At 36.3% G+C, this 19,928-nt stretch carries 18 protein-coding genes; 10 read left to right on the forward strand and 8 right to left on the reverse strand.

The genetic code is table 11. The features are described from left to right. Window positions 1-15 precede the first annotated feature (15 nt). Both Q0Y61_RS05070 and purM read right to left on the reverse strand, forming a co-directional pair. A complete protein-coding gene (locus tag Q0Y61_RS05070) occupies window positions 16-1,122 on the reverse strand; it encodes an SH3 domain-containing protein (protein ID WP_297812344.1) in 1,107 nt (368 codons plus the stop codon). Between the two features lie 82 nt (window positions 1,123-1,204). Further along, on the reverse strand, window positions 1,205-2,197 hold the full coding sequence (gene purM / locus Q0Y61_RS05075) for a phosphoribosylformylglycinamidine cyclo-ligase (RefSeq protein WP_297812346.1): 993 nt from the start codon (window positions 2,195-2,197) through the stop codon (window positions 1,205-1,207). 147 nt (window positions 2,198-2,344) lie between these two features. Between purM and Q0Y61_RS05080 the strand changes: the two genes are divergently transcribed. Then, window positions 2,345-4,450: an RNA degradosome polyphosphate kinase gene (locus Q0Y61_RS05080; protein WP_297812348.1), complete on the forward strand. Its 2,106-nt coding sequence runs from the start codon at window positions 2,345-2,347 to the stop codon at window positions 4,448-4,450. A 340-nt stretch (window positions 4,451-4,790) separates the two neighbouring features. Here Q0Y61_RS05080 and rdgB read toward each other — a convergent pair whose 3' ends face one another. Further along, window positions 4,791-5,411 (reverse strand): RdgB/HAM1 family non-canonical purine NTP pyrophosphatase, encoded by a 621-nt coding sequence (gene rdgB / locus Q0Y61_RS05085; RefSeq protein ID WP_297812351.1) that lies wholly within the window; start codon window positions 5,409-5,411, stop codon window positions 4,791-4,793. 68 nt (window positions 5,412-5,479) lie between these two features. On the opposite strand from rdgB, the gene Q0Y61_RS05090 reads away from it, so the two are divergent. Genes Q0Y61_RS05090 through Q0Y61_RS05100 form a run of 3 tightly spaced genes read left to right on the forward strand, consistent with a single transcriptional unit; the run spans window position 5,480 to window position 7,838 of the window. Then, window positions 5,480-6,844 carry an MFS transporter gene (locus Q0Y61_RS05090; protein ID WP_297812355.1) on the forward strand — a complete coding sequence of 455 codons (1,365 nt, stop codon included), beginning with the start codon at window positions 5,480-5,482 and terminating at the stop codon, window positions 6,842-6,844. Then, entirely contained in the window at window positions 6,841-7,059 is a 219-nt protein-coding gene (locus tag Q0Y61_RS05095) for a hypothetical protein (RefSeq protein WP_297812358.1), read from the forward strand. Before Q0Y61_RS05090 ends, Q0Y61_RS05095 begins: the two co-directional genes overlap by 4 nt. After that, on the forward strand, window positions 7,059-7,838 hold the full coding sequence (locus Q0Y61_RS05100) for an ATP-binding protein (protein ID WP_297812361.1): 780 nt from the start codon (window positions 7,059-7,061) through the stop codon (window positions 7,836-7,838). The genes Q0Y61_RS05095 and Q0Y61_RS05100 overlap by 1 nt, the downstream gene beginning before the upstream one ends. 146 nt (window positions 7,839-7,984) lie before the next feature. On the opposite strand, the gene Q0Y61_RS05105 is transcribed toward Q0Y61_RS05100, so the two are convergent. Then, entirely contained in the window at window positions 7,985-10,174 is a 2,190-nt protein-coding gene (locus Q0Y61_RS05105; RefSeq protein ID WP_297812364.1) for a capsular biosynthesis protein, read from the reverse strand. 110 nt (window positions 10,175-10,284) lie between these two features. On the opposite strand from Q0Y61_RS05105, the gene Q0Y61_RS05110 reads away from it, so the two are divergent. The 6 genes from Q0Y61_RS05110 (at window position 10,285) to Q0Y61_RS05135 (ending at window position 15,876) form a co-directional block, all read left to right on the forward strand. After that, complete coding sequence (locus Q0Y61_RS05110; protein WP_297812367.1) at window positions 10,285-11,475, forward strand: aspartate aminotransferase family protein; 1,191 nt, start codon at window positions 10,285-10,287, stop codon at window positions 11,473-11,475. Window positions 11,476-11,571: 96 nt separating this feature from the next. Next, a complete protein-coding gene (locus Q0Y61_RS05115; RefSeq protein WP_297812371.1) occupies window positions 11,572-12,663 on the forward strand; it encodes an NAD(P)-dependent alcohol dehydrogenase in 1,092 nt (363 codons plus the stop codon). A gap of 168 nt (window positions 12,664-12,831) precedes the next feature. Beyond that, complete coding sequence (gene flgB / locus Q0Y61_RS05120) at window positions 12,832-13,266, forward strand: flagellar basal body rod protein FlgB (RefSeq protein WP_297812373.1); 435 nt, start codon at window positions 12,832-12,834, stop codon at window positions 13,264-13,266. A 10-nt stretch (window positions 13,267-13,276) separates the two neighbouring features. Then, window positions 13,277-13,777, forward strand: a complete 501-nt coding sequence (gene flgC / locus Q0Y61_RS05125) for a flagellar basal body rod protein FlgC (protein ID WP_297812376.1) — start codon at window positions 13,277-13,279, stop codon at window positions 13,775-13,777. A 10-nt stretch (window positions 13,778-13,787) separates the two neighbouring features. After that, window positions 13,788-14,105: a flagellar hook-basal body complex protein FliE gene (gene fliE, locus Q0Y61_RS05130; RefSeq protein WP_297812379.1), complete on the forward strand. Its 318-nt coding sequence runs from the start codon at window positions 13,788-13,790 to the stop codon at window positions 14,103-14,105. A gap of 13 nt (window positions 14,106-14,118) precedes the next feature. Next, window positions 14,119-15,876, forward strand: coding sequence for a penicillin-binding protein 2 (locus Q0Y61_RS05135; protein ID WP_297812382.1), 1,758 nt, complete (start codon window positions 14,119-14,121; stop codon window positions 15,874-15,876). Between the two features lie 2 nt (window positions 15,877-15,878). Here the strand turns inward: Q0Y61_RS05135 and Q0Y61_RS05140 are convergent, their stop codons facing one another. From Q0Y61_RS05140 to Q0Y61_RS05155, 4 genes are all read right to left on the reverse strand, one after another. Further along, the gene (locus tag Q0Y61_RS05140) at window positions 15,879-16,094 is read right to left on the reverse strand and encodes a hypothetical protein (RefSeq protein ID WP_297812384.1); all 216 of its coding nucleotides are present in this window, start codon (window positions 16,092-16,094) and stop codon (window positions 15,879-15,881) included. 6 nt (window positions 16,095-16,100) lie between these two features. Beyond that, window positions 16,101-17,336, reverse strand: a complete 1,236-nt coding sequence (locus Q0Y61_RS05145) for a malic enzyme-like NAD(P)-binding protein (RefSeq protein ID WP_297812387.1) — start codon at window positions 17,334-17,336, stop codon at window positions 16,101-16,103. A gap of 113 nt (window positions 17,337-17,449) precedes the next feature. Beyond that, entirely contained in the window at window positions 17,450-19,555 is a 2,106-nt protein-coding gene (locus tag Q0Y61_RS05150) for a hypothetical protein (protein ID WP_297812390.1), read from the reverse strand. Window positions 19,556-19,599: 44 nt separating this feature from the next. Further along, window positions 19,600-19,923, reverse strand: coding sequence for a hypothetical protein (locus Q0Y61_RS05155; protein WP_297812393.1), 324 nt, complete (start codon window positions 19,921-19,923; stop codon window positions 19,600-19,602). Between the last annotated feature and the right edge of the window lie 5 nt (window positions 19,924-19,928).

Below are 19,928 nucleotides of genomic sequence, written 5' to 3' on the forward strand. Positions count from 1 at the left end.
TTATATTATTTTAGATTATTGGCGCAAAGTAAGTGAGCGACGAACAACCCAGCCATTTTTAATGGAAGGTGTGTTGGCATCCAAGATTCTAACCCAAATATCTTGTGTTTCTACAATGATAACAGAATCATTAGGCGTAAGTTTGCCAATCACAGGCGTATCGGTAGAAGGTAGTTGTCGGATATTTAAACTAGGAACTCTTGAAGTGTAAAGCGGTGCGTCTTGGGTGCTTTGAATGGAGTCTCCTGGTAAGGCAGTTTTAGTTGTTGGTTTTTCATCTTGTGTTAGAGATTCTGTATTGGTTTGTGTAGCGCGTGAAAGTTGAGACGTATTAGCAGGAGTGAAATTTTTGGTTTCTGAAATTGTAATTTCTTGCGGAATCTCTTGGCTAAGGCTTTTGAGAATCCAACCTAAAACTTTACTATCTTCAAATGTGCCAATCAATATCCACTCTCCCCGTTCTTCTAGTATGACTGCTTTATGAGAAGGTGTGAGTTTGCCAATAATTGCGGAAGTAGTGTTTGGTTCTTGACGAATGTTAAGAGAGCGCACATTAGAGGTAATATAAGTCTGATGGAGTGTAATAGGTGCAGTGGGTAATTCTCGTGATTCTATAGTTTGTGTGGAAGATGGAGATGAAGGAGTGATTTCTTTGCTAAATCTTTTCATAATCCAACCTAGTGGTCTTTCACTTTCTACATCAGCGATAAAAATCCAATCACCTTTTTCCTCTAAAAGAATAGTTTGGTCTGCCGGTGTGAGTTTGCCAATAATTGCGGAAGTAGTGTTTGGTTCTTGACGAATGTTAAGGGATTTGGTATCAGTAGAAATATAGGTTTTTGGTATTTGTATTAGCTCATCTTGTGGTTCTTGTGGGATTTCAATTATAGTAGATTGAGTTTCATTTGGCAGATCAGGCTCTAGCTCTGTTGGCTTTATGGTATTCATTGCGGTTTGATTGCTATTGTCTAGCATAGAGTCTGCTTCTGTCTGCGGCACAACAACATTACTCTTTTTTTCTCGTAATAGCTCAAAAGCAGAATAGTAAATGACAAAGGTAAGCAGAAGCACAAAAATTGGTAATGGATAGACTTTTAAAAACTTTTTTAAACTATCAAGCATTCAATAATCCTAGAAATTTTTTAGAATTAAACTTACTCATAAATAAGGTTTGTTCTTATATTATAATATAATTTACTTAAAATTAAGCAAAATTTACAGCTTTTTCTCCTTTTATTAATTCTCCTAGAATATAACCTCCTGATTCTTTTGCGACAGAATCCGCCTTACTGCTTTCTACAATAAGCACCATCCCTATACCCATATTGAAAGTTCTATATTTATCCTCTTCTTCAATATATGGGCAAAGCATTTCAAAGATGGGTAAAGGTTGAATATTTTTTGTAAAAATCCTAGCATTTACATTTTGTGGTAAAGCACGAGGCAAGTTTTCAATGAGTCCGCCCCCTGTAATATGCGCAAGAGCTTTAATGTCATTTTGTAGTTTTTTAAAGGTTTTGACATAAATTTTTGTTGGGGTTAAAAGTGTTTCAATCAGTGGTTTGCCCTCAAAGAGAGAATCTAATGCAATTTTATGTTCAGATAAAATCTTGCGCACAAGAGAATAGCCATTAGAATGAATCCCGCTACTTGGGAGGGCAATTAGAATATCTCCCGCTTTAGCTTGTGATTCTCTTTGCACGATTGCACGTTCTGCAATGCCAACTGCAAACCCAGCTAAATCAAAGTCTTTTGCCTGATACATATTGGGCATTTCAGCAGTTTCTCCACCAATAAGTGCGCATTCTGCTTCTAAACAACCTTTCACGATTCCGCTGATGACTTCCAAAGCAACTTCTTTATTTAGTTTGCCTGTGGCGTAATAATCCAAAAAAAACAGAGGAGTGGCAAAATTACAAATCAAATCATTCACGCACATTGCAACTAAATCAATCCCAACACTATTTAAGATTCCACTATCAATTGCAAGTTTTAACTTCGTCCCTACTCCATCTGTCGCAGCTAAAAGGACAGGTTCTTGATAGCCACAGGGCAACAAGAATGCACCACTAAAAGAGCCAATTCCGCCTAATACATTTGCATTAAAAGTTTGTTTTACAAGTCCTTTGAGGTTTTCAACTAACGCATTTCCTTGTGCAATATCTACGCCAGAATCTTTATAGTTTAGTTTTTTCATAATGAATAATCCTGCAATAAATTTGGCAAATGATACAAAATTACAACTTAAACCTTATTATTGTGTCTTTTTAAGGTAAAAAGGTAAGTTTTAAGCGAATTTTACTATAATCAATAAGAGCAATATCATAAAGCAAAAGGAGTGAAAATGGCACCAAATACTTTTAATAAGCCAACGAATTTTATCAATCGCGAGCTATCTTGGTTGCGTTTTAATACGCGTGTATTGAGCGAAGCACAGGATTCTAATAATCCGCTTTTGGAGCGTCTAAAGTTTATTGCTATTTATGGCACGAATTTAGATGAATTTTATATGGTGCGGGTTGCTGGTTTAAAGAGGCTTTATAGCGCACGCATTACGGAGAGTGGTCCAGATAGGCTGACACCAAAGGAGCAATTAGACGAGATTCGCAATTATCTTAAGCTAGAAAAACAGCGACTAGAAGCGTGTTACTTTGAAATTAAAGAGGAGTTAAGCAAGCTTGGTTTATGCATTAAAACTTATAATGAAGCGGATAAAAATCAAAAAAAAGAATTGCAAGAATATTTTATTAATCATCTTTATCCTATCGTTGTGCCAATTGCAGTAGATGCGACACACCCTTTTCCGCATTTAAATAACCTTAGTTATGTTTTGGCATTAAAACTTCAAAGCATAGATAATCCTAGTGAAATTAAATTTGGTATGACGCGTATTTCAAGAATGCTCCCGGGATTCGTGCGCTTAGGCGATACTTATTTCCATACAGATTCCATTGTGGCAGAATTTACCGATGAATTATTTCCGGGATTTAAAGTGTTAAGTTGGACTTCTTTTAGGGTAACTAGGAACGCGGATATGGAGATTGAAGAGGAAGAGGGTGATGACTTTATGGCATTAATGACAGAGGGCTTAAAGTCTCGCCGCAAGGGTGAAATTATCCGTTTAGAAATTAGTAAAACGGACGATTTAGAACTTCAAAGCTTCGTAGAACAATACATTAAAGTAACTCCTGAAGATATTTATGAGTGTAAAGCACCAATGAATTCTAGCATTCTGTGGGAAATTGTGGGGAATAAAAATTTTGCTAAATTGACTTTCCCAAGTTATACTTCTAAGGTTTTACCACCATTAGATTCTAATGCAAACATTTTCTCTGTGCTTGATTCTCAAGACATTCTTTCATTTCAGCCTTATGAGAGTTTTGACCCTGTGGTGAACTTTATCCAAAGTGCTGCAAAAGACCCTGATGTTTTCTCTATCCGAATGACACTCTATCGTGTGGGTAAAAATTCCCCAATCGTTAAAGCCTTGATTGAGGCGGCAGAAAATGGCAAACAAGTTACAGCATTAGTAGAGCTTAAAGCACGTTTTGATGAGGAAAACAACTTGCATTGGGCACGTGCATTGGAATCCGCAGGAGCACACGTAATTTATGGAGTGCCGGGACTTAAAGTGCATGCTAAAATTGCTCTTGTGATTAAAAGTATTGGGCGTGAATTGCGCGAATATGTGCATTTAAGCACGGGCAACTATAACCCAAGCACTGCCAAAATTTATACAGACATTAGCTATATGACTTCCAAGAGAGAATTTACGCAAGACGCAACCAAGTTTTTCCATAATCTTTCAGGATTTTCCCATAAATCTAAACTCAATACTTTGCTTGCTGCTCCTTTGCAAATTAAGCCTAAAATTTTAGAGCTCATTGAAAATGAAACGAAGGCAGGTAAAGAAGGTCGTATCATTTTAAAAGCAAATTCTATTGTAGATACAGATGTGATTTTGGCGCTTTATAAAGCGTCAGCTGCAGGTGTGAAGATTGATTTAATCGTGCGTGGAATTTGTTGTTTAAGACCGGGTATTAAAGGAGTGAGTGAAAATATCCGCGTGATTTCTATTGTGGGTAAATATCTTGAGCACGCAAGGATTTATTATTTCAAACACGCAAAAGTGCAAATTTACTTTGCAAGTGCCGATTTAATGCCACGTAACCTTGAGAGACGCGTAGAGCTTATGACTCCAATTTTTGAAGATAATCTTGCGGATAAACTCTTTGGCATTATCAAGATTCAAAGTGAGGATAACGCTAAAGCACACGAACTCCAAAAAGATGGCGAATACATTAAACTGGCTCCAAAAGAGGGAGAGAAGCCAACCAATAGCCAAAAAATGCTAGAAGACCATACGAATACACTTTATGCTTCTTTAAAGCGTGAAGCAGAGGAGGTCAAAGCAAAAAAACTCGCAAGACGAATGCTAAAAGAAAGTTAAGATTTTGTCATTTTAAATCTTGCAATAACGACAAAAGGGCAGTGGCTTTGCCATAAAGCTTAGAATCTCTTGGTAAGTAAATTGAGCTGTGCGACTTGTGAGAAATGGGAGCAACCAAAACAATTTAGATTGCAATGGTCGGCTAGATGAATATCAATTTTTGTTTAGGTATGTGGGTGGCGTTAGTTTTTCTGCATAATGCAATAACCTAGAATTTAATCTTTTTTGCGCCTAAATCTTTGAAATTGTTGTTTTGATTTCAAAATAAAAGGAAAATTTAGCCTATTTTGCCCCCGATGAATTGCTTAATGGCTTGTTTCAGTGGTATGCCTTTGCGAATTTATTTTTCAAGCAAAGAGCGCAACAGATACTGCGCATTCTCTAATGCGATTTTGCGGTGAGAGATAGCGTTTTTCTCTCTGCTGCTTAACTCAGCTAGGGTCTTATCAAAGCCTTTTGGAATAAAGATTGGGTCATAGCCAAACCCATTATTTCCTCTTTTTTGTGCAATGACTTTCCCATACATCATTCCGTGCGCACTATAATTTCCAATACTTGTGCTAATGCCAATACACGCGCAATAATGCGCATTAGAGATTCCACCTAGCTTTTCTACCTCTTGTCTTAGTTTCTCTAGGTTTGCTTCTGCTCCTCCTCTAGAATAGCGCGCACTATGAATGCCAGGTTTTCCTCCTAGCAAATCTACACAGATTCCGCTATCATCAGAGAGAATAATGTCTCTTGCCTCTAAAATTTCTTGTGCTTTAAGAGCGTTAAAGACAGCTTTAGATTTAAGAAGTGCGTTTTCTTTGAAACTTTTTCCATTTTCGTCTATCTCAAATGGTTCTAAAATCTCACTCCAAGCTAGAATTTCAAGCTTAGAGTCTCGTGCTAAATCCCGATAAATCTCTTGAATTTCTCTTATTTTGTCTCTATTTGAACTTGCTAAAATTAAGCGCATATCCTTACCTTTATTTATTTTTGCTAAAATTCCCCTTTTGTTTTGGAATTTTAGCATAAGGATACAAAATGGCAAAGGAATCCCTGATTAAGCAAAGCTTACCTTTAAGTCTGATTCTAGCTTCTAGGTTTTTTGGTTTATTTATTGTTATGCCTGTTTTATCGCTTTATGCACTTTTTCTTGAGAGTTCAAGTCCTATTTTAATTGGAATCGCAATGGGAGGATATGCGCTAACACAAGTGCTATTTCAGATTCCATTTGGGTTTTTAAGTGATAAGATTGGACGCAAAAGTATGATTGCTTTAGGACTTGTTATTTTTGCCTTAGGCTCACTTGTTTGTGCATTAAGCACAGATATTTATATGCTAATTCTTGGCAGACTTATGCAGGGGGCTGGGGCAGTTGGGGGCGTGATAAGTGCGATGATAGCCGATTTGGTGCGGGAGGAGAATCGCACAAAAGCAATGGCGCTAATGGGAGCAACCATCTCTTTAAGCTTCACTTTTGCTTTAATTTTAGGTCCAATTCTTGGGGCAAATTTGGGCGTGCCAAGTTTGTTTTGGATTACTTGTGCCTTAGCGCTTTTTGGGCTTGTGATTCTGTTTGTCGCTGTGCCAAATGCCCCAAAAGTTACTTATAGCTTTGCACACAAAAGCGGAGAATATAGCGTAATTTTAAAAAATAAAAACCTCCAAATTATGAATCTTACAAATTTTTTACAAAAAGGCTTTATGACTTTAGCCTTCCTGATTATCCCTATCGCACTTGTAAAGGGCTTTGAAATGCCTAAAGAGAACTTGTGGCAAGTGTATATCCCTGCTTCACTTTTGGGATTCTTTGCAATGGCTCCCGCTGCGATTATCGCAGAGAAAAAGGGTAAATTTAAAAGTGTAATGGTGTTTGGAATCTTGCTTTTTGTCTTGGCTTATTTGCTAATGTTGAGCCGAAGTCAAGCAGTATTTATCACAGGTATTTTGATATTTTTCATCGGTTTTTCTATGCACGAACCGATTATGCAAAGCCTTGCAAGTCGCTATTGCAAGGCTAATCAAAAGGGGAGTGCAATGGGGATTTTCACTTCTTTTGGTTATTTGGGGAGCTTTTTTGGCGCATTGCTTGGAGGACATTTTTATACCTTTTTTAGTCCGCTCTCTATCACGATGTTTGTTGTGATTGCATCTTTTTTATGGATTCTGTCTTTTTCTCTTTTGGCAAATCCTACAATGCAAAAGAATCTTTATTTGTCCCTTAAGGGTGAAATTACTAATGAGGCTTTAGAAGTTTTAGGAGAATTGCGTGGAGTGATTGAATGGTATATCAATGAGAGTGAGCGGGTTGTAGTAGTAAAGTATGATAAGCATTTATTGACAGAAGAAGAGATTGAAAGCTTTGTTTCAGAACATTTGCAAGTGTATTTTAAAGGTAGAGAATGAAAAAAACTTTTGATTTTTCAAGTTTAGCAAATAAAGATTTCAAAGAGTTTATCCTTGCACTACTTTTAAAGAATCTAGGCTTTGTCAATAGAGATGTAAAGAATCCCAAGCCTTTAAAACTTGCCTTAAGTCTTATAATCACTGCTCCAACGATACTAGGAAGTAATGAAAAAATCACATTACTTACAAATGCAAAGGAATTAGGCATTATTTGATGAAAACTAACACAATAGAAATTAGCAAAAAAATCCTAAAAATCACAGGTTCTACGAATGCGCAGTTCAATCTGATTAGAGAGGGGGATAAGGTGTTATTGGGTTTGAGTGGCGGTAAGGATTCTATGCTACTTGCGACACTTTTAGCAAGATTGAAAAAATATGCCCCTTTTAAGTTTGAATTTAAAGCTGTTACGATTGATTATGGGCGCGGGGGAGAGTATGGATATATCTTTGATTATTGTGAAAATCTTGAGATTCCTTATGAACTTTATCCAACAGATATTTATAAGATTTTAGAGGCAAACAAACGTGAGGGAAGCGTGTATTGTAGTTTTTGTTCTAGAATGCGGCGGGGAGCTTTGTATTCTAAAGCTTTGGAGGGAGGATTTAACAAACTTGCTTTAGCGCACCATTTAGATGATGCAGCAGAAAGCTTTATGATGAATCTTACCTATAATGGTGCATTGCGTTCAATGCCGCCCCTTTACAGAGCAGAGAATGGCTTATATGTGATTCGTCCCTTGATTTTTGTGCGAGAGCGGCAAATTATTGACTTCATCGCTAAAAATAATATTTATATCGCACCAGATTGCAATTGTCCTATAATGTGGCAAACACACGATAAACGTCCCTTTGCAAGAGAGAAAACGAAACAAATGTTGAAAAAAATGGAAGAGGAAAATCCCGATTTTTTCACTTCTTTGAAGGTTGCATTGGGTAATGTGCATTTAAAGAGCCTTTTTGATGAGCGGTATTTGGATAAACAAGAAGAGTGAGAATCCGATTCTCTGATTTTGTTTGTGAAATTACTTTTAAAGTGTTTTGCACAAGATTTTGCATATTTTTTATGAAAGCATCTAATGTCATTGTGAGGCGTAGTCGAAGCAATCTATTCTTTGTGGAATTTTGCAATGGCGAAAACCTAACCAAAAGACTTAATAAGCGGATTTTTAGAATCCTTGACAAACTCTTTGGGATTATAAAGCAGTTTTTTAAATAAACGATAAAATTTCGTGTGAGAGATTCTAACAATTAAAAAATTTGGAAGCAGTAAATCTATTATTTTGATTAAAAAATTTTTATGATAAATTTCATAAAGATAAGGTTTATAAATCAAAGATTTTAAATCAAAAGAAACTTTTTGATATTTCTCTACATTTAAAAATTTCTCTCTGTCAAGAATAATTTGATAAAAATTAATTTTTGCAACCTTACGATATTTGCGCCCATTTTTTCTTGAGGTAGTGTAAAAACTTGTCCCAAAGCTATAAAATTCATTTCTCAAATAATAAATAAACCTCAAAGATTTTGCTATATCAAAGACAAATTCGCCGCGCAAAATCGCCTTTAAGGATTCCGCTAAATGTTCCTTGTCCTTTACTTTTATGCTTAACCCTTTAAAACAATAAAAACTCTCTCCGCAAAGAATACAAGGTTTTTGCGCTAGCATTGCATAGATTCCAACCCCTGAATTAATCGTCAAAACGCATTCACAAGCTTCTAATAAATCTAAAAGATTCGTATTATCAGGGGCAAAAATAATATTTTGGTAGGCTTTTTTGTGGAGACTTAAAGTCAAAGGGTGCTTTTTGGCAACAAATGCGATTCCGCCACCAAGCTCATTTGCTAACGCATTGACAATCTTTAAAAATCCCTCGTAATCAAAAGGTCGTGCGCTGAAGTGTAAAATCACGGAATCACTCTCTACTTGCAAGGGGACAAAAACCACGCGTTTATTTTGAATTCCAATTTTCTTTAAAAGCCTAGATGCACCTGTGCGCTTTCCAGGTTCATATAAAAATCCCCCCCCCCCCGCTAGAATATGCTTAATATATTCTTTAGTCTGTGAAATTTGGCTTTGGCTTAAAGTGTGATTCCAATACTTTTCATCGTAGCTTGAAGAATCGGCATTGAATCCCTTATTATCAAAAAACCAAGAATCCGGTAATGCCCCTCTATCAAAACAAAAATAAGGCAAATTGTGCTTTCTTGCAAACTCATAAATTGCCCTGCGCTTAGGATTACTATAAGGATTAGGAAATAAAAGATAAGTAATTTTGTGCTTTGCCCAATAGTCCAAAAAATCCTTTTCCAAAAAACTTTCGCCTAAAAAGAAATCCTCCTCCCAAGCAGATAGAATCTCTCCCATATAAACACTTGCACCCCTCAAGGATTCTAAAAGCAGCTTTGAGGCTTTTACTTTGCAGAGCAAAAGTGCTTTTTGCCTATGTGCGCTTTTGGTTTGTAGAGGTTTTATGGAATGGGTTTTGAAGTTTTTTAGATTTGTATAAAATTGCTTGTGGTTGAGTGCTTTTCTATCAAAGTAACCATTTTGATTGGGCTTGATATGCCAAAAATGATAAAGATAGATTCCATAAAAGCTTGCTTCTAGCCCAAGCAAAGAAAACCAAGAGCGGAATCCTTGAAATCTAGAGAAATTCCAACTTCCATCATCATACGTCAATATCTTAGGCATTTTTGCAAAATGTGTTGTTTGCACAAGTAGGCGCATAAAAAAATCGTGGTCTTCGTAACTATGTCCAATAAATGTGCTATCATTCCCGCCAATCTCTAAAAATTTATGCTTATGGACGACAACACTGCTTGAGACGAGGGAGAAAAAATCTACTAATTCTCTTTTGCCACTGACTAAATCTTCTTGCACTAGGCAATCCCACAAATTCCTATCGTATTGTATAAGATTCTGTGTGCCAACTTCGTTCAAAAACACAACAGGCAGACAAAGAACCGCATTAGGATTTTGGGAGATATTTTTCACCTTGATAAGATTTAGAATCTTTTGAATATTCTCATTTGAAATGTGATAATCCACATCTAAGGGCATTATAACATCGGCTAGGGATTGTATTGCGCCAAAATTCCTACATTCTCCCTGTGAAAATTTGTCTTGTGCGATTTTAAAATATTTATGTCCATTTTCTTGAATAATATTGGGTAAATCCTCTAAAATCAAGCTAGAAAAACCCTCTACAAAAATAACTTCTACTCTTTCATCACTTCGTAATTCCTTTGCTTTTTGCATCACTCTTTCTTGGATATAAGGACGCTCTTTGCTTGTTCCAAAAGGGATAATAAGAGATAGTTGTGGCATTTTGTTCCTAAAATTTTGTAATTTTGTTAAATTATAGCAAAATTTGGTAAGATTATTTTTTAAGTTTTTTATTGTAAAAACTCCTAAAACTTCTAATTTTAAGGCAGGAAATGAATCAAGAAGATTTAAAACAAATGGATTTGGATTTTGTATTGCATACTTATGCGCGCAATTATATACATTTTGTCAGAGGAGAGAGTGCAAGGCTTTATGACGATAAAGGTAGGGATTACATTGATTTTGGTTCTGGAATCGCAGTGTGTAGCGTAGGACACGGCAATGTGCGCTTAGCAGAAGCGATTTATAGTCAAGCAAAAAATTTAATCCACACCTCTAATCTTTATTTAATAGAGCCACAAGCGCGTCTTGCAAAGAGGCTTGTAGAGCTTAGCGGTTATGATATGCGCGTATTCTTTGCAAACTCTGGTGCAGAAGCCAATGAGGGTGCATTAAAGATTGCTAGAAAGTTTGGTGAGGAAAATGGCGAACAAAAAAAATACCAAATCATCACCCTAGATTCCTCTTTTCACGGGCGCACGATTAGCACACTAAAGGCAACTGCGCAAAGCAAAATGCACCAATACTTTGGACCTTTTCCTGATGGATTTGTTTATGCCAAAGACTTAAACGATGTGCCAAACAAAATCAGCGATGTAACTTGTGCTGTGTTGCTAGAACTTGTGCAAGGCGAGGGTGGAATCACGCCTTTTGAAAAACAAGAAGTGCAAAAACTTGCCAAAATTTTAAAAAAAAAGAATGTTTTGTTAATGGTTGATGAAGTGCAAACAGGTATTTATCGCAGTGGGGAACTTTTTGCTTCACAAGTTTATGGAATCACTCCCGATGTGATTACCACCGCCAAAGGACTAGCGGGTGGAGTGCCTATTGGAGCGGTGATGACGAATCTTAAAGATATTTTTGCGCCAAGCGACCACGGAAGCACATTTGGAGGAAATTTCCTCTCTACAAGTACTGCCTTAGAAGTGCTAGAGATTCTATGTTGCGAAAAACAAAGTGGAGAGCTAGATAAAAGAATTGTATATTTTACGCAAAAACTTCAAAACTTGCAAAAACACTATGCAGATATTTTCACACAAGAAGTTGGATTGGGACTTATGCGCGGACTTAGAGTTAAAGATTCAGAAACCTTAACCAAATTTCTAAATGCTACTTTTAAAGAAAGGGTTTTAGTATTGAAAAGCGGTAAAAACACCGCGCGATTCTTGCCAAGCCTGACTATCACACAAGAGGAAATAGATGAGGGATTTTGTCGCATAGAGTCTTGTTTGAAAAGTCTTTAAGAGAGGAAGATAAATTTTTCTATATTTCCCCTTGACAAACACTAGGTATCAGGATTTATAATTACATTTTCAATTTTAGTCATTTAAGGAGTATTTATGCTATTAAAAGAGAATTTGACACAAGCACAAAGTGGGCAGAGAATCACTGCCAAAGGCTATGCAGTCGCACATAAAAGTGATACTTTTAAGCCCTTTAGTTTTTCGCGCCACGCTTTGGGAGAAACTGACATTTTGATTGAGATTCTATATGCTGGAATCTGCCACAGCGATATTCATAGCGCGCGTGAGGAATGGCATAAGGGAATTTTTCCAATGGTGCCCGGACACGAGATTGCGGGTAAAGTCGTGGCAGTAGGAAGCAAGGTAAGCAAATTTAAAGTTGGCGATTACGCAGGGGTAGGCTGTATGGTTAATTCTTGCGGTGAGTGTGAGGCGTGCAAAAGAAGCCAAGAGCAGTTTTGCGAAAATGGCAAATGCGTCTTTACTTATGATTGCCACGATTGCTTCCACGATAACGAGCCAACTTATGGCGGGTATTCAAATAATATTGTAGTGAGCGAAAAATTTGCGGTCAATGTCCCACAAGATGCGCCGTTAGAAAAAGTTGCTCCCTTGCTTTGCGCAGGAATCACCACCTATTCGCCGATTAAATTTAGCAATGTCAAGGCGGGCGATAAAGTCGCTGTGGCTGGATTTGGTGGGCTTGGTGTAATGGCGCTCAAATACGCAATCAAAATGGGTGCGGAAGTGAGCGTGTTTGCGCGTAATAAAAATAAAGAAAAAGAGGCATTAGAGCTTGGTGCAAAGGCGCTTTATACTGATACAAAGGGTGTGAGCGAACGATTTGATTTTATCATTTCTACGATTCCAACCGCGTATGATGTGAATGCCTATGCGGAGTTGTTGAAATTTGGCGGAGAAATGGCGATTGTAGGCTTGCCACCTGCAGATGAGAAGCTTAGCATTGATTTAACGAGACTTGTCTTTGCGGCGGGTAAAAAAGTCTATGGCTCACTCATTGGCGGAATGAAAGAGACACAAGAAATGCTTGATTTTTCGCTCAAACATAGGATCTATCCCGAGACAGAGGTTATTTCTGTGGAGCAAATCAATGAGGCGTATGAGAATCTTACAAGCGGCAAGGCGAAATTCCGCTATGTGATTGATATGAGCAGCCTCAAAGAATAAGCAAATACAAAAAATTTTCATTTACACGAACAAAAGCATAATGGCTAGCGCCGTTATGCTCCCTTGTGGGGCAAACAAAAAATTCTTTCATACAAGTGAATCTATTAAAGCACATTTTGGAACAAAACTTGCTTACTATTAATACAAATTCAATTTTAGGAGTTTGCAATGAGCATTTTTACTTACAGCCTAGCAAGGCAACTTGCGCAAGAATCCCTTGATCACAGAGCTTTGCGCAGAGATATGATTGCCAGCAATATTGCAAATGTCTCTACTCCAATGTATCGCCCAAAAGATATAAATTTTGAACAAATGATGGCAGCTAAAGCAGATGAAATCTTCAATCGTAACCGCAAACTAGAACTTGATATAGCCATCACAAACAAAAATCACTTGTTACCCATTGAAGATATGAGATTGAAGCGTCCAACAATGTTTTATCGTGATGGACATTTATCAAGAAATGATGGCAATAGTGTAGATTTGGATATTGAAACAAGCGAAATGGGTAAAAATGACATTATGTATCAAGCTATTATTGGTGCATTGCGTAAGCAAGGTGGAATCTTCACCTATGCAATAGAATCTTCAAGAAATATTTAAGGGGATTTAAATGTTTTTATCTAGTTTTGATATTAGTGGTTATGGATTATCAGCTCAACGTCAAAGAGTAAATTTAATTTCAAGTAACATTGCCAACGCAAACACCACACGCACCGATGAAGGAGGACCTTATAGACGCCGAGAACTTGTTTTAAAAGCTTTTAATTTTGATAAGGTTTTAAATCAAAAGTATGAAAACAGCAATAATTTGCTAGAATATGAAGATCCATTAGACGAAATGGATACATTTGATGAGCAAAGAGAGCCAAAACCCACTTTAATGAGTGTTTATGTGGATAAGATTGTTCGTGATGATACACAACCAAAAATGAAATACGAACCACATCACCCAGATGCAAATTCTGAAGGTTATGTTGCATATCCCAACATTAATGCAGTGGTTGAAATGGCAGATTTAATTGAAGCAACAAAAGCTTATCAAGCAAACGTCGCCGTGTTCCAAAGTGCTAAAAATATGGCAAGCACAGCAATTACAATGTTCCAAGCATAAAGGATTATAAATGGAAATTAACAAATACGGAGTAGATATAGAGAAATTAAATTCTAAACTCCAAGATGTTCCCAATCTTGCACCAAACCACGATTTAAATCCACCTTCTAAAAGCTTTGGCAATATGCTAAAAGAAGCGGTAGATGAGGTCAATACCTATCAAAAATCCACTGAACAAGTTATGGCAGATATGGCAACAGGGCAAATTAAAGATATTCATCAAGCTGCTATTGTAATAGGAAAAGCCGAAAATAGTATGAAATTGATGCTAGAAGTGCGTAACAAAGCAATTAATGCTTACAAAGAATTGATAAAAACACAAATTTAACCCCATTTCTACGATGAATGATGCTCAATCCAAAAAAGCGGGCAAGATTCTACTGCTATTTATCTTAATAAGTGTAGGGTTTTGTATTTTTCTAGGCACCGCTTTTTATCATAATTTTGCAACACGTAAGCTTCCAAATTTCCAAGCAAAACGTATTGAAAATGCCATTAGAGGTAATATTTATAGCAGTGATGGATTTTTACTAGCTTCAAGTAAAAAAGTCTATAAAGCAGTTGTAAATACCTACAATATCAATCCACAAAAAAAAGAGTTGTTTATTAATCTCTTTAGCATTTATAGCAAAATCCCCAAAAGTCAAATCCGCTCCAAACTGGAGCAAAAAGGCAATGTTACACTCTCTTATAATATTGATTCTAAAAGTGCAAGCTATTTAAAACAATTAAATTTAAAACTTAACCAATTAGATGTTTTCCAAAATTATGAAGACGAAAATGGGCATATTTTTAAATATGGTTTATCCATTGTGGAGAGTGGGGAATCTCGGGACTATCTTTATCAAGATGCAATGGAACCAATCCTTGGTTATATTAATAAACAAAATGATACTAATATCACGCGTGTGCAAGGGGTGAAAGGGATTGAAAAAAGTTTTGATAATGAATTAGAGCCAGTAAGCGATTTGTTAATGATTGGGCAGCGTGATATTGGCTTTAATGTCATCTTAAACAAACACTCCACCTTTAAAGAAAGAATGGATGGCTACGATATTATTAGCTCTATTCCTTTAAAATTACAAAAAAAAATAGAGCGGCTTGCAGATGAAAATTCCCTTAAACTTGGTGCAAAAGAAATTCTTATTGGCATTATGGAAAGCAAAAGTGGTAAAATCCTAAGTCTTGCAAGTAGCGCACGTTTTAACCCTAACTATATTACTAAAAACGATTATTCCAAACTCAATGCAAATGCGATTGAATATTCTTATGAACCAGGAAGTATTATTAAGCCTATTATTTATGCGATTTTGCTAGACAAAAATCTTATTCGTCCCAATGAAACCATTGACTTGGAAAATGGACGTTTTAAGCTCCATAATTTTTATATTACAGATACTCACAAGCTAAAATCCGCCACGACAGAGGAAGTTTTGCTCTACTCTAGCAATATTGGTATGGCAAAAATAGCCCAACGTTTAAGCCCACAAGAATACAATGCAGCCTTACAAGCCTTTGGCTTTGGCAATTTAAGTGGGATTGACTTGCCTTATGAGCGTATTGGCGTGATTCCAGATAGCAAAAGGTTCCAAAGTGAAGTCTATCGTGCAACTGCATCGTATGGTTATGGCTTGCGCACAACTTTTATCCAAATGCTTAAGGCTTATAATATTATTACAAATCACGGGGTTTCTTATGAGCCTTACTTGGTAGAATTTATCCAGGATTCTAAATCTATTCGTTACAAGCTTAAACACCAAACTCCTATTAGAATCCTAAGCGACAAAACCGCAAAAGAGGTAAAAAACACTTTAATAAAAGTTGTTAATGAAGGCACAGGCAAAACCGCACAAGTCAAAGGAGTAACCATCGGGGGAAAAACTGGCACTGCACACATTGCACAAGGTGGAAAGTACGTGCGCAAATATAATAGCTCATTCTTTGGCTTCGCAAATGATGAAAAGGGCAATGAATGGACGATTGGCATTAGCGTATTTGAGCCTAACGAAACAGAAAGCTACTTCGCAGCACGCACTGCCGTGCCGCTTTTTAGAGAGGTTGTTAATCTTCTTATCCAAGAGGATTATCTAAAGCCCTAAACTTACCAAGATTCCAACCCTTGTATCACAAACCGCTTACCCTCCAGCACGATAGGGTAAGAATCCCTAGTAACAAGGTCTATCAAAAAGCATTCATCGCCATTTTCTAATGTATATCTTTCCACAGGATAGAGTGAAAGTCGTCTTTTGACCTCCTCTAAATCCTCACATAATGCGCTGAAGCCAAACATTACAAGTTTATAAGCAAACTCTTCCATATCGGATTAGGATTCCAAACTTTTAATACGCGCAACACCGCTATCAATTGCAGCTTGGGCTACAGCGTTAGAAATAAACTCTTTTAATCGTGTATCAAAAGGGCTTGGGATAATGTATTCTTTGCCAAACGCAAACTTTCTCCCGTGTATTTGTTCTAATTGCACTCTTAAATCTTCAGGAATCGGTTTTTCTGCAACAGCAGCAAGTGCGTGTGCGGAAGCAAGTTTCATCTCCTCATTAATACATCTTGCACGTGCTTTTAATGCGCCTTTAAAAATATAAGGAAATCCTAATACATTATTAATTTGATTGGGATAATCACTTCTGCCTGTCGCAATAATAGCATCTGGTCTTACTTGATGTACAATCTTTGGGTCAATTTCGGGAATCGGGTTACTCATTGCAAAAATCATAGGATTTGGATTCATTCCCTCAATATCTTTGGCACTCAAAATATCCCCACGAGAAAGTCCAAGCACAACATCTGCACCCTCTAAAGCTTCCTTATAAGAACCAACTTCATAAGAAATTGCAAAGTCTTTTTTAAATCCGTTTAAATCTTTTCTAAAAGTCGTGATTGCCCCTTTGCTATCAAACATAATGACTTCTTTTGCTCCTAGATTTCGTGCCATTTTCGCACATGCAATCGCTGCACCACCTGCTCCCAAGACAACAATTTTTAAGTCTTTGGCTTGTCTGTTTGTGATTTTTAATCCGTTGATAATTCCAGCAGTTGAAATAATAGCCGTTCCGTGTTGGTCATCGTGCATAATTGGAATATTTAGAACCTCTTTTAATTGTGATTCTATATAAAAACACTCTGGCGCTTTTATGTCCTCTAAATTAATTCCACCAAAGGTTGGAGCAATACTTCGCACAATGTCAATAAATTTATCAGGATCTGTTTCATCTATTTCAATATCAAATGCGCTAATATCGGCAAATTTCCTAAACAATGCTGCTTTACCCTCCATTACAGGTTTTCCTGCAAGTGCACCAATATTACCAAGTCCTAAAACTGCAGTGCCATTTGAAATAACCGCAACTAGATTGCCTTTAGCTGTGTATTCATAAGCTGTATGTGGGTCACGTTGAATCTCCTTGCAAGGGACAGCGACACCAGGGGAATAAGCAATAGATAAATCGTGTTCATTCTTTAATGGTGTGCGCGCAACGACTTCAATTTTGCCCCCTTGATGATAAGGAAGTGCGTCTGGATAGGTTTGTTTTAAGTCTTCCATTGTGAATCAATGCCTTAGAAATTAAAAATTTAGTCAGCATTTAAGCAGAATAAAAATAAAATCGCATTTAAATTTACTTAAATAAAAATTAAATTCTAAAAATTATAAGTAATTTAATGAATTTTTGGTTGATTAATACTGCCGTATAACCTATAATTTTTAGTATTTTTAGAGCCTTTTATAAGCAAATTTCCGTCCAAAGTAGATTTGTTTAGATTCGTAACAATTTTAGAAGATTGAATCTGCAAGTTTTGTGGCGTTGAGTTTTTGGAATCCTTTTTCAACTGAAGCGAAATCATACTGTGTAATTGATTATCTAATAAAAGTTGATTATAAATAAAACCGCTAAAAATATGATGCGCTAGATTCTGTTGTGTTACTTGATTCAAAGTGCGCAAAAGTGCAGTATTTTGAAGTCTTGAACTAGAAATATCAAAGTTTATTTGGCGCGTGTTGCGTATAAAATCCTCTTTGACATTCAGATTAGCTATTCCTTCAAAATAATGTGGAATCTCAGGAAATATTGTATAAATTTGGGAACTCTTTAGCTGATTTAATTGGAGATTTAAGCTCGTTTTACTTAAATTCAAATTAAAAGTATCACTTTGAGTGCTTAAACTAGAATCTTTTGCAAGACTTTTAGAATTTACCTGTTGTGTGGCATTGAAAATCTCCTCATCTACAATTACACCTTTTAAGTTTAAAGATTCATTCGTTGCGATCCCTTTTGCATTCAAAGTGCCTTTAAATAGGCTTTTATTGCGATAAGAAAGGTTTTGCAGTTTTTTAAGCGTGAATTCATAAGGAATCTCAAAGGTAAAGGGCTGCAAGGAGATTTTACCTTCTTGACTTTTAAAATTTGCAGAGTTGGAGGTTAAAGCGTAGCTTAAGATTCCTCTTCCTTGTGCTAACTCCATTTTAGAATCCATTTGAAATACTATAGCTGGAAATCCGATATGCGTATAACTTTCTATTAGAGGACTATTAATCAGTAAATTTTGACTTTGCATTAAAGCAACTCCAGAGATTCCACTTGCAAAATCTCGTAAATCTAAATCAAGATTCAAAGTTCCACTCAAAAAAGCAGGTTGATTAAAAAGAGTAAAAAGTGCACTTGCCTCCAAGTTTTGGCTTGTAATATTAAGAGTATTAGCTTTTAGGTTTTTTAAATTTAAACGAAAGTCTAATGGCGATTGCTCTAGGGTTATCGCCCCATCAACTAACATATTTTTTGTGTCGCCCTTAGCGATTCCTTTTATATTTAATGCTCCATTAAGCGGAATCCCAAAAAATGGTGAAAGTGGCGAGAGATTTTGAAAATTAAGATGAAATTCTGTATTTGTAGCTAAAGTTGTAAGATTGCTTACACCCTTAAGAGCAAAATCTCCGACACTAGAATATATCTTGAGATTGTGTTTTAGTGCATTATGATGAATCTCGCCTTGTAACTCACCCATAAAACGTGTTGTTGGAATAGGAAGATTAAAATGAGATAAAAACTCTTTTGCATCTAATTCCCCACCCTCTAAATTTATATTTAAGATTCCATCATAAAGACTCTCATCTCCTGATTTTGCACGCAATAACTTTTGCAGTACAGGAGAGGATTCAGAATTCAACGAATCTCGCACTTTATTTAATTCTAATTCAAAGCTTAAGATCCCATCACCATAAGGGGTTTGATTCAATAAAGCAAAAAGTGCAGCCAATCTCGCATTTTTGGAATGCAAGTTTAAACTTTGCAAATCCAAATAAGACCAATAGATATTTAAATCACTTTGAGAATCCAAAAGATTGCTTTGTGCTTGTAGGGTATAATCCGCAAACTCTCCGCTAAACTCTCCCTCCACCCAAGTATTGTCGCTGAAATTCAATATTTTATCTGCTAATTTTATGCTCAACCCTTTAGAATTTAGCATAAAATTACCCCTTAAATTGCGTAAAAATAAAGAATATTCACTTTCCAAAAACAATTCTAACTGCCCGTTTTGTGCCACAGCTTCTAAAGAAATATGTGAAGGAGTAATCTTGAAATGCCTTGCTTGCCATTTTAAGCACGTTTGAGATTCCAAATATGCGAGTAAAAAATTCCTAACATAAGTATTGCCAAAAGGAGAAAATATAAAAGCAAATAAGCCCAAAATAATTATTAACAAACCCAAAAAGACTAAAAAAACTTTTCGCATTAGTGAGTATTTAGAATGAATGCTTTGTCTCATTATGGGATTGTGCCTCTAAAATTTGCTAGAGATTAGGCTTCAAACTACTGCCCACAACGTTTTTTACATTGCTCTGCAGCTTGAGTACCTTTGCCATATTGCGCGTTACAATTTTGCAAACAACCTTTAGTTTTCACTGCTACACACATTCCGCGTACCTTTTCACATTCATTAAGGCATATTGCTTGGCTTTTGCCCTCATTACGACATTGACTTAGGCAATCTCGTTTAACATCATTACAATTAGAACTAGTGTATAAAAAATTCTTCTCGTCTTTACTGCAACCATTCAAAAAACCAATCATTCCGATACAAAATAAAAAAATAATAAAAAAGCGATAATTTTCCATAAGGTCAAGTGTAATCAAAAATT

The organism is uncultured Helicobacter sp. (genome assembly GCF_947367035.1).
GTDB lineage: Bacteria > Campylobacterota > Campylobacteria > Campylobacterales > Helicobacteraceae > Helicobacter_D.

Excerpts from the sequence above, each read along its gene's own strand:
- Q0Y61_RS05070 (WP_297812344.1), bottom strand. The coding sequence starts at position 1,122 with ATGCTTGATAGTTTAAAAAAGTTTTTAAAAGTCTATCCATTACCAATT.
- purM (WP_297812346.1), bottom strand. The coding sequence starts at position 2,197 with ATGAAAAAACTAAACTATAAAGATTCTGGCGTAGATATTGCACAAGGA.
- Q0Y61_RS05080 (WP_297812348.1), top strand. The coding sequence starts at position 2,345 with ATGGCACCAAATACTTTTAATAAGCCAACGAATTTTATCAATCGCGAG.
- rdgB (WP_297812351.1), bottom strand. The coding sequence starts at position 5,411 with ATGCGCTTAATTTTAGCAAGTTCAAATAGAGACAAAATAAGAGAAATT.
- Q0Y61_RS05090 (WP_297812355.1), top strand. The coding sequence starts at position 5,480 with ATGGCAAAGGAATCCCTGATTAAGCAAAGCTTACCTTTAAGTCTGATT.
- Q0Y61_RS05095 (WP_297812358.1), top strand. The coding sequence starts at position 6,841 with ATGAAAAAAACTTTTGATTTTTCAAGTTTAGCAAATAAAGATTTCAAA.
- Q0Y61_RS05100 (WP_297812361.1), top strand. The coding sequence starts at position 7,059 with ATGAAAACTAACACAATAGAAATTAGCAAAAAAATCCTAAAAATCACA.
- Q0Y61_RS05105 (WP_297812364.1), bottom strand. The coding sequence starts at position 10,174 with ATGCCACAACTATCTCTTATTATCCCTTTTGGAACAAGCAAAGAGCGT.
- Q0Y61_RS05110 (WP_297812367.1), top strand. The coding sequence starts at position 10,285 with ATGAATCAAGAAGATTTAAAACAAATGGATTTGGATTTTGTATTGCAT.
- Q0Y61_RS05115 (WP_297812371.1), top strand. The coding sequence starts at position 11,572 with ATGCTATTAAAAGAGAATTTGACACAAGCACAAAGTGGGCAGAGAATC.
- flgB (WP_297812373.1), top strand. The coding sequence starts at position 12,832 with ATGAGCATTTTTACTTACAGCCTAGCAAGGCAACTTGCGCAAGAATCC.
- flgC (WP_297812376.1), top strand. The coding sequence starts at position 13,277 with ATGTTTTTATCTAGTTTTGATATTAGTGGTTATGGATTATCAGCTCAA.
- fliE (WP_297812379.1), top strand. The coding sequence starts at position 13,788 with ATGGAAATTAACAAATACGGAGTAGATATAGAGAAATTAAATTCTAAA.
- Q0Y61_RS05135 (WP_297812382.1), top strand. The coding sequence starts at position 14,119 with ATGAATGATGCTCAATCCAAAAAAGCGGGCAAGATTCTACTGCTATTT.
- Q0Y61_RS05140 (WP_297812384.1), bottom strand. The coding sequence starts at position 16,094 with ATGGAAGAGTTTGCTTATAAACTTGTAATGTTTGGCTTCAGCGCATTA.
- Q0Y61_RS05145 (WP_297812387.1), bottom strand. The coding sequence starts at position 17,336 with ATGGAAGACTTAAAACAAACCTATCCAGACGCACTTCCTTATCATCAA.
- Q0Y61_RS05150 (WP_297812390.1), bottom strand. The coding sequence starts at position 19,555 with ATGAGACAAAGCATTCATTCTAAATACTCACTAATGCGAAAAGTTTTT.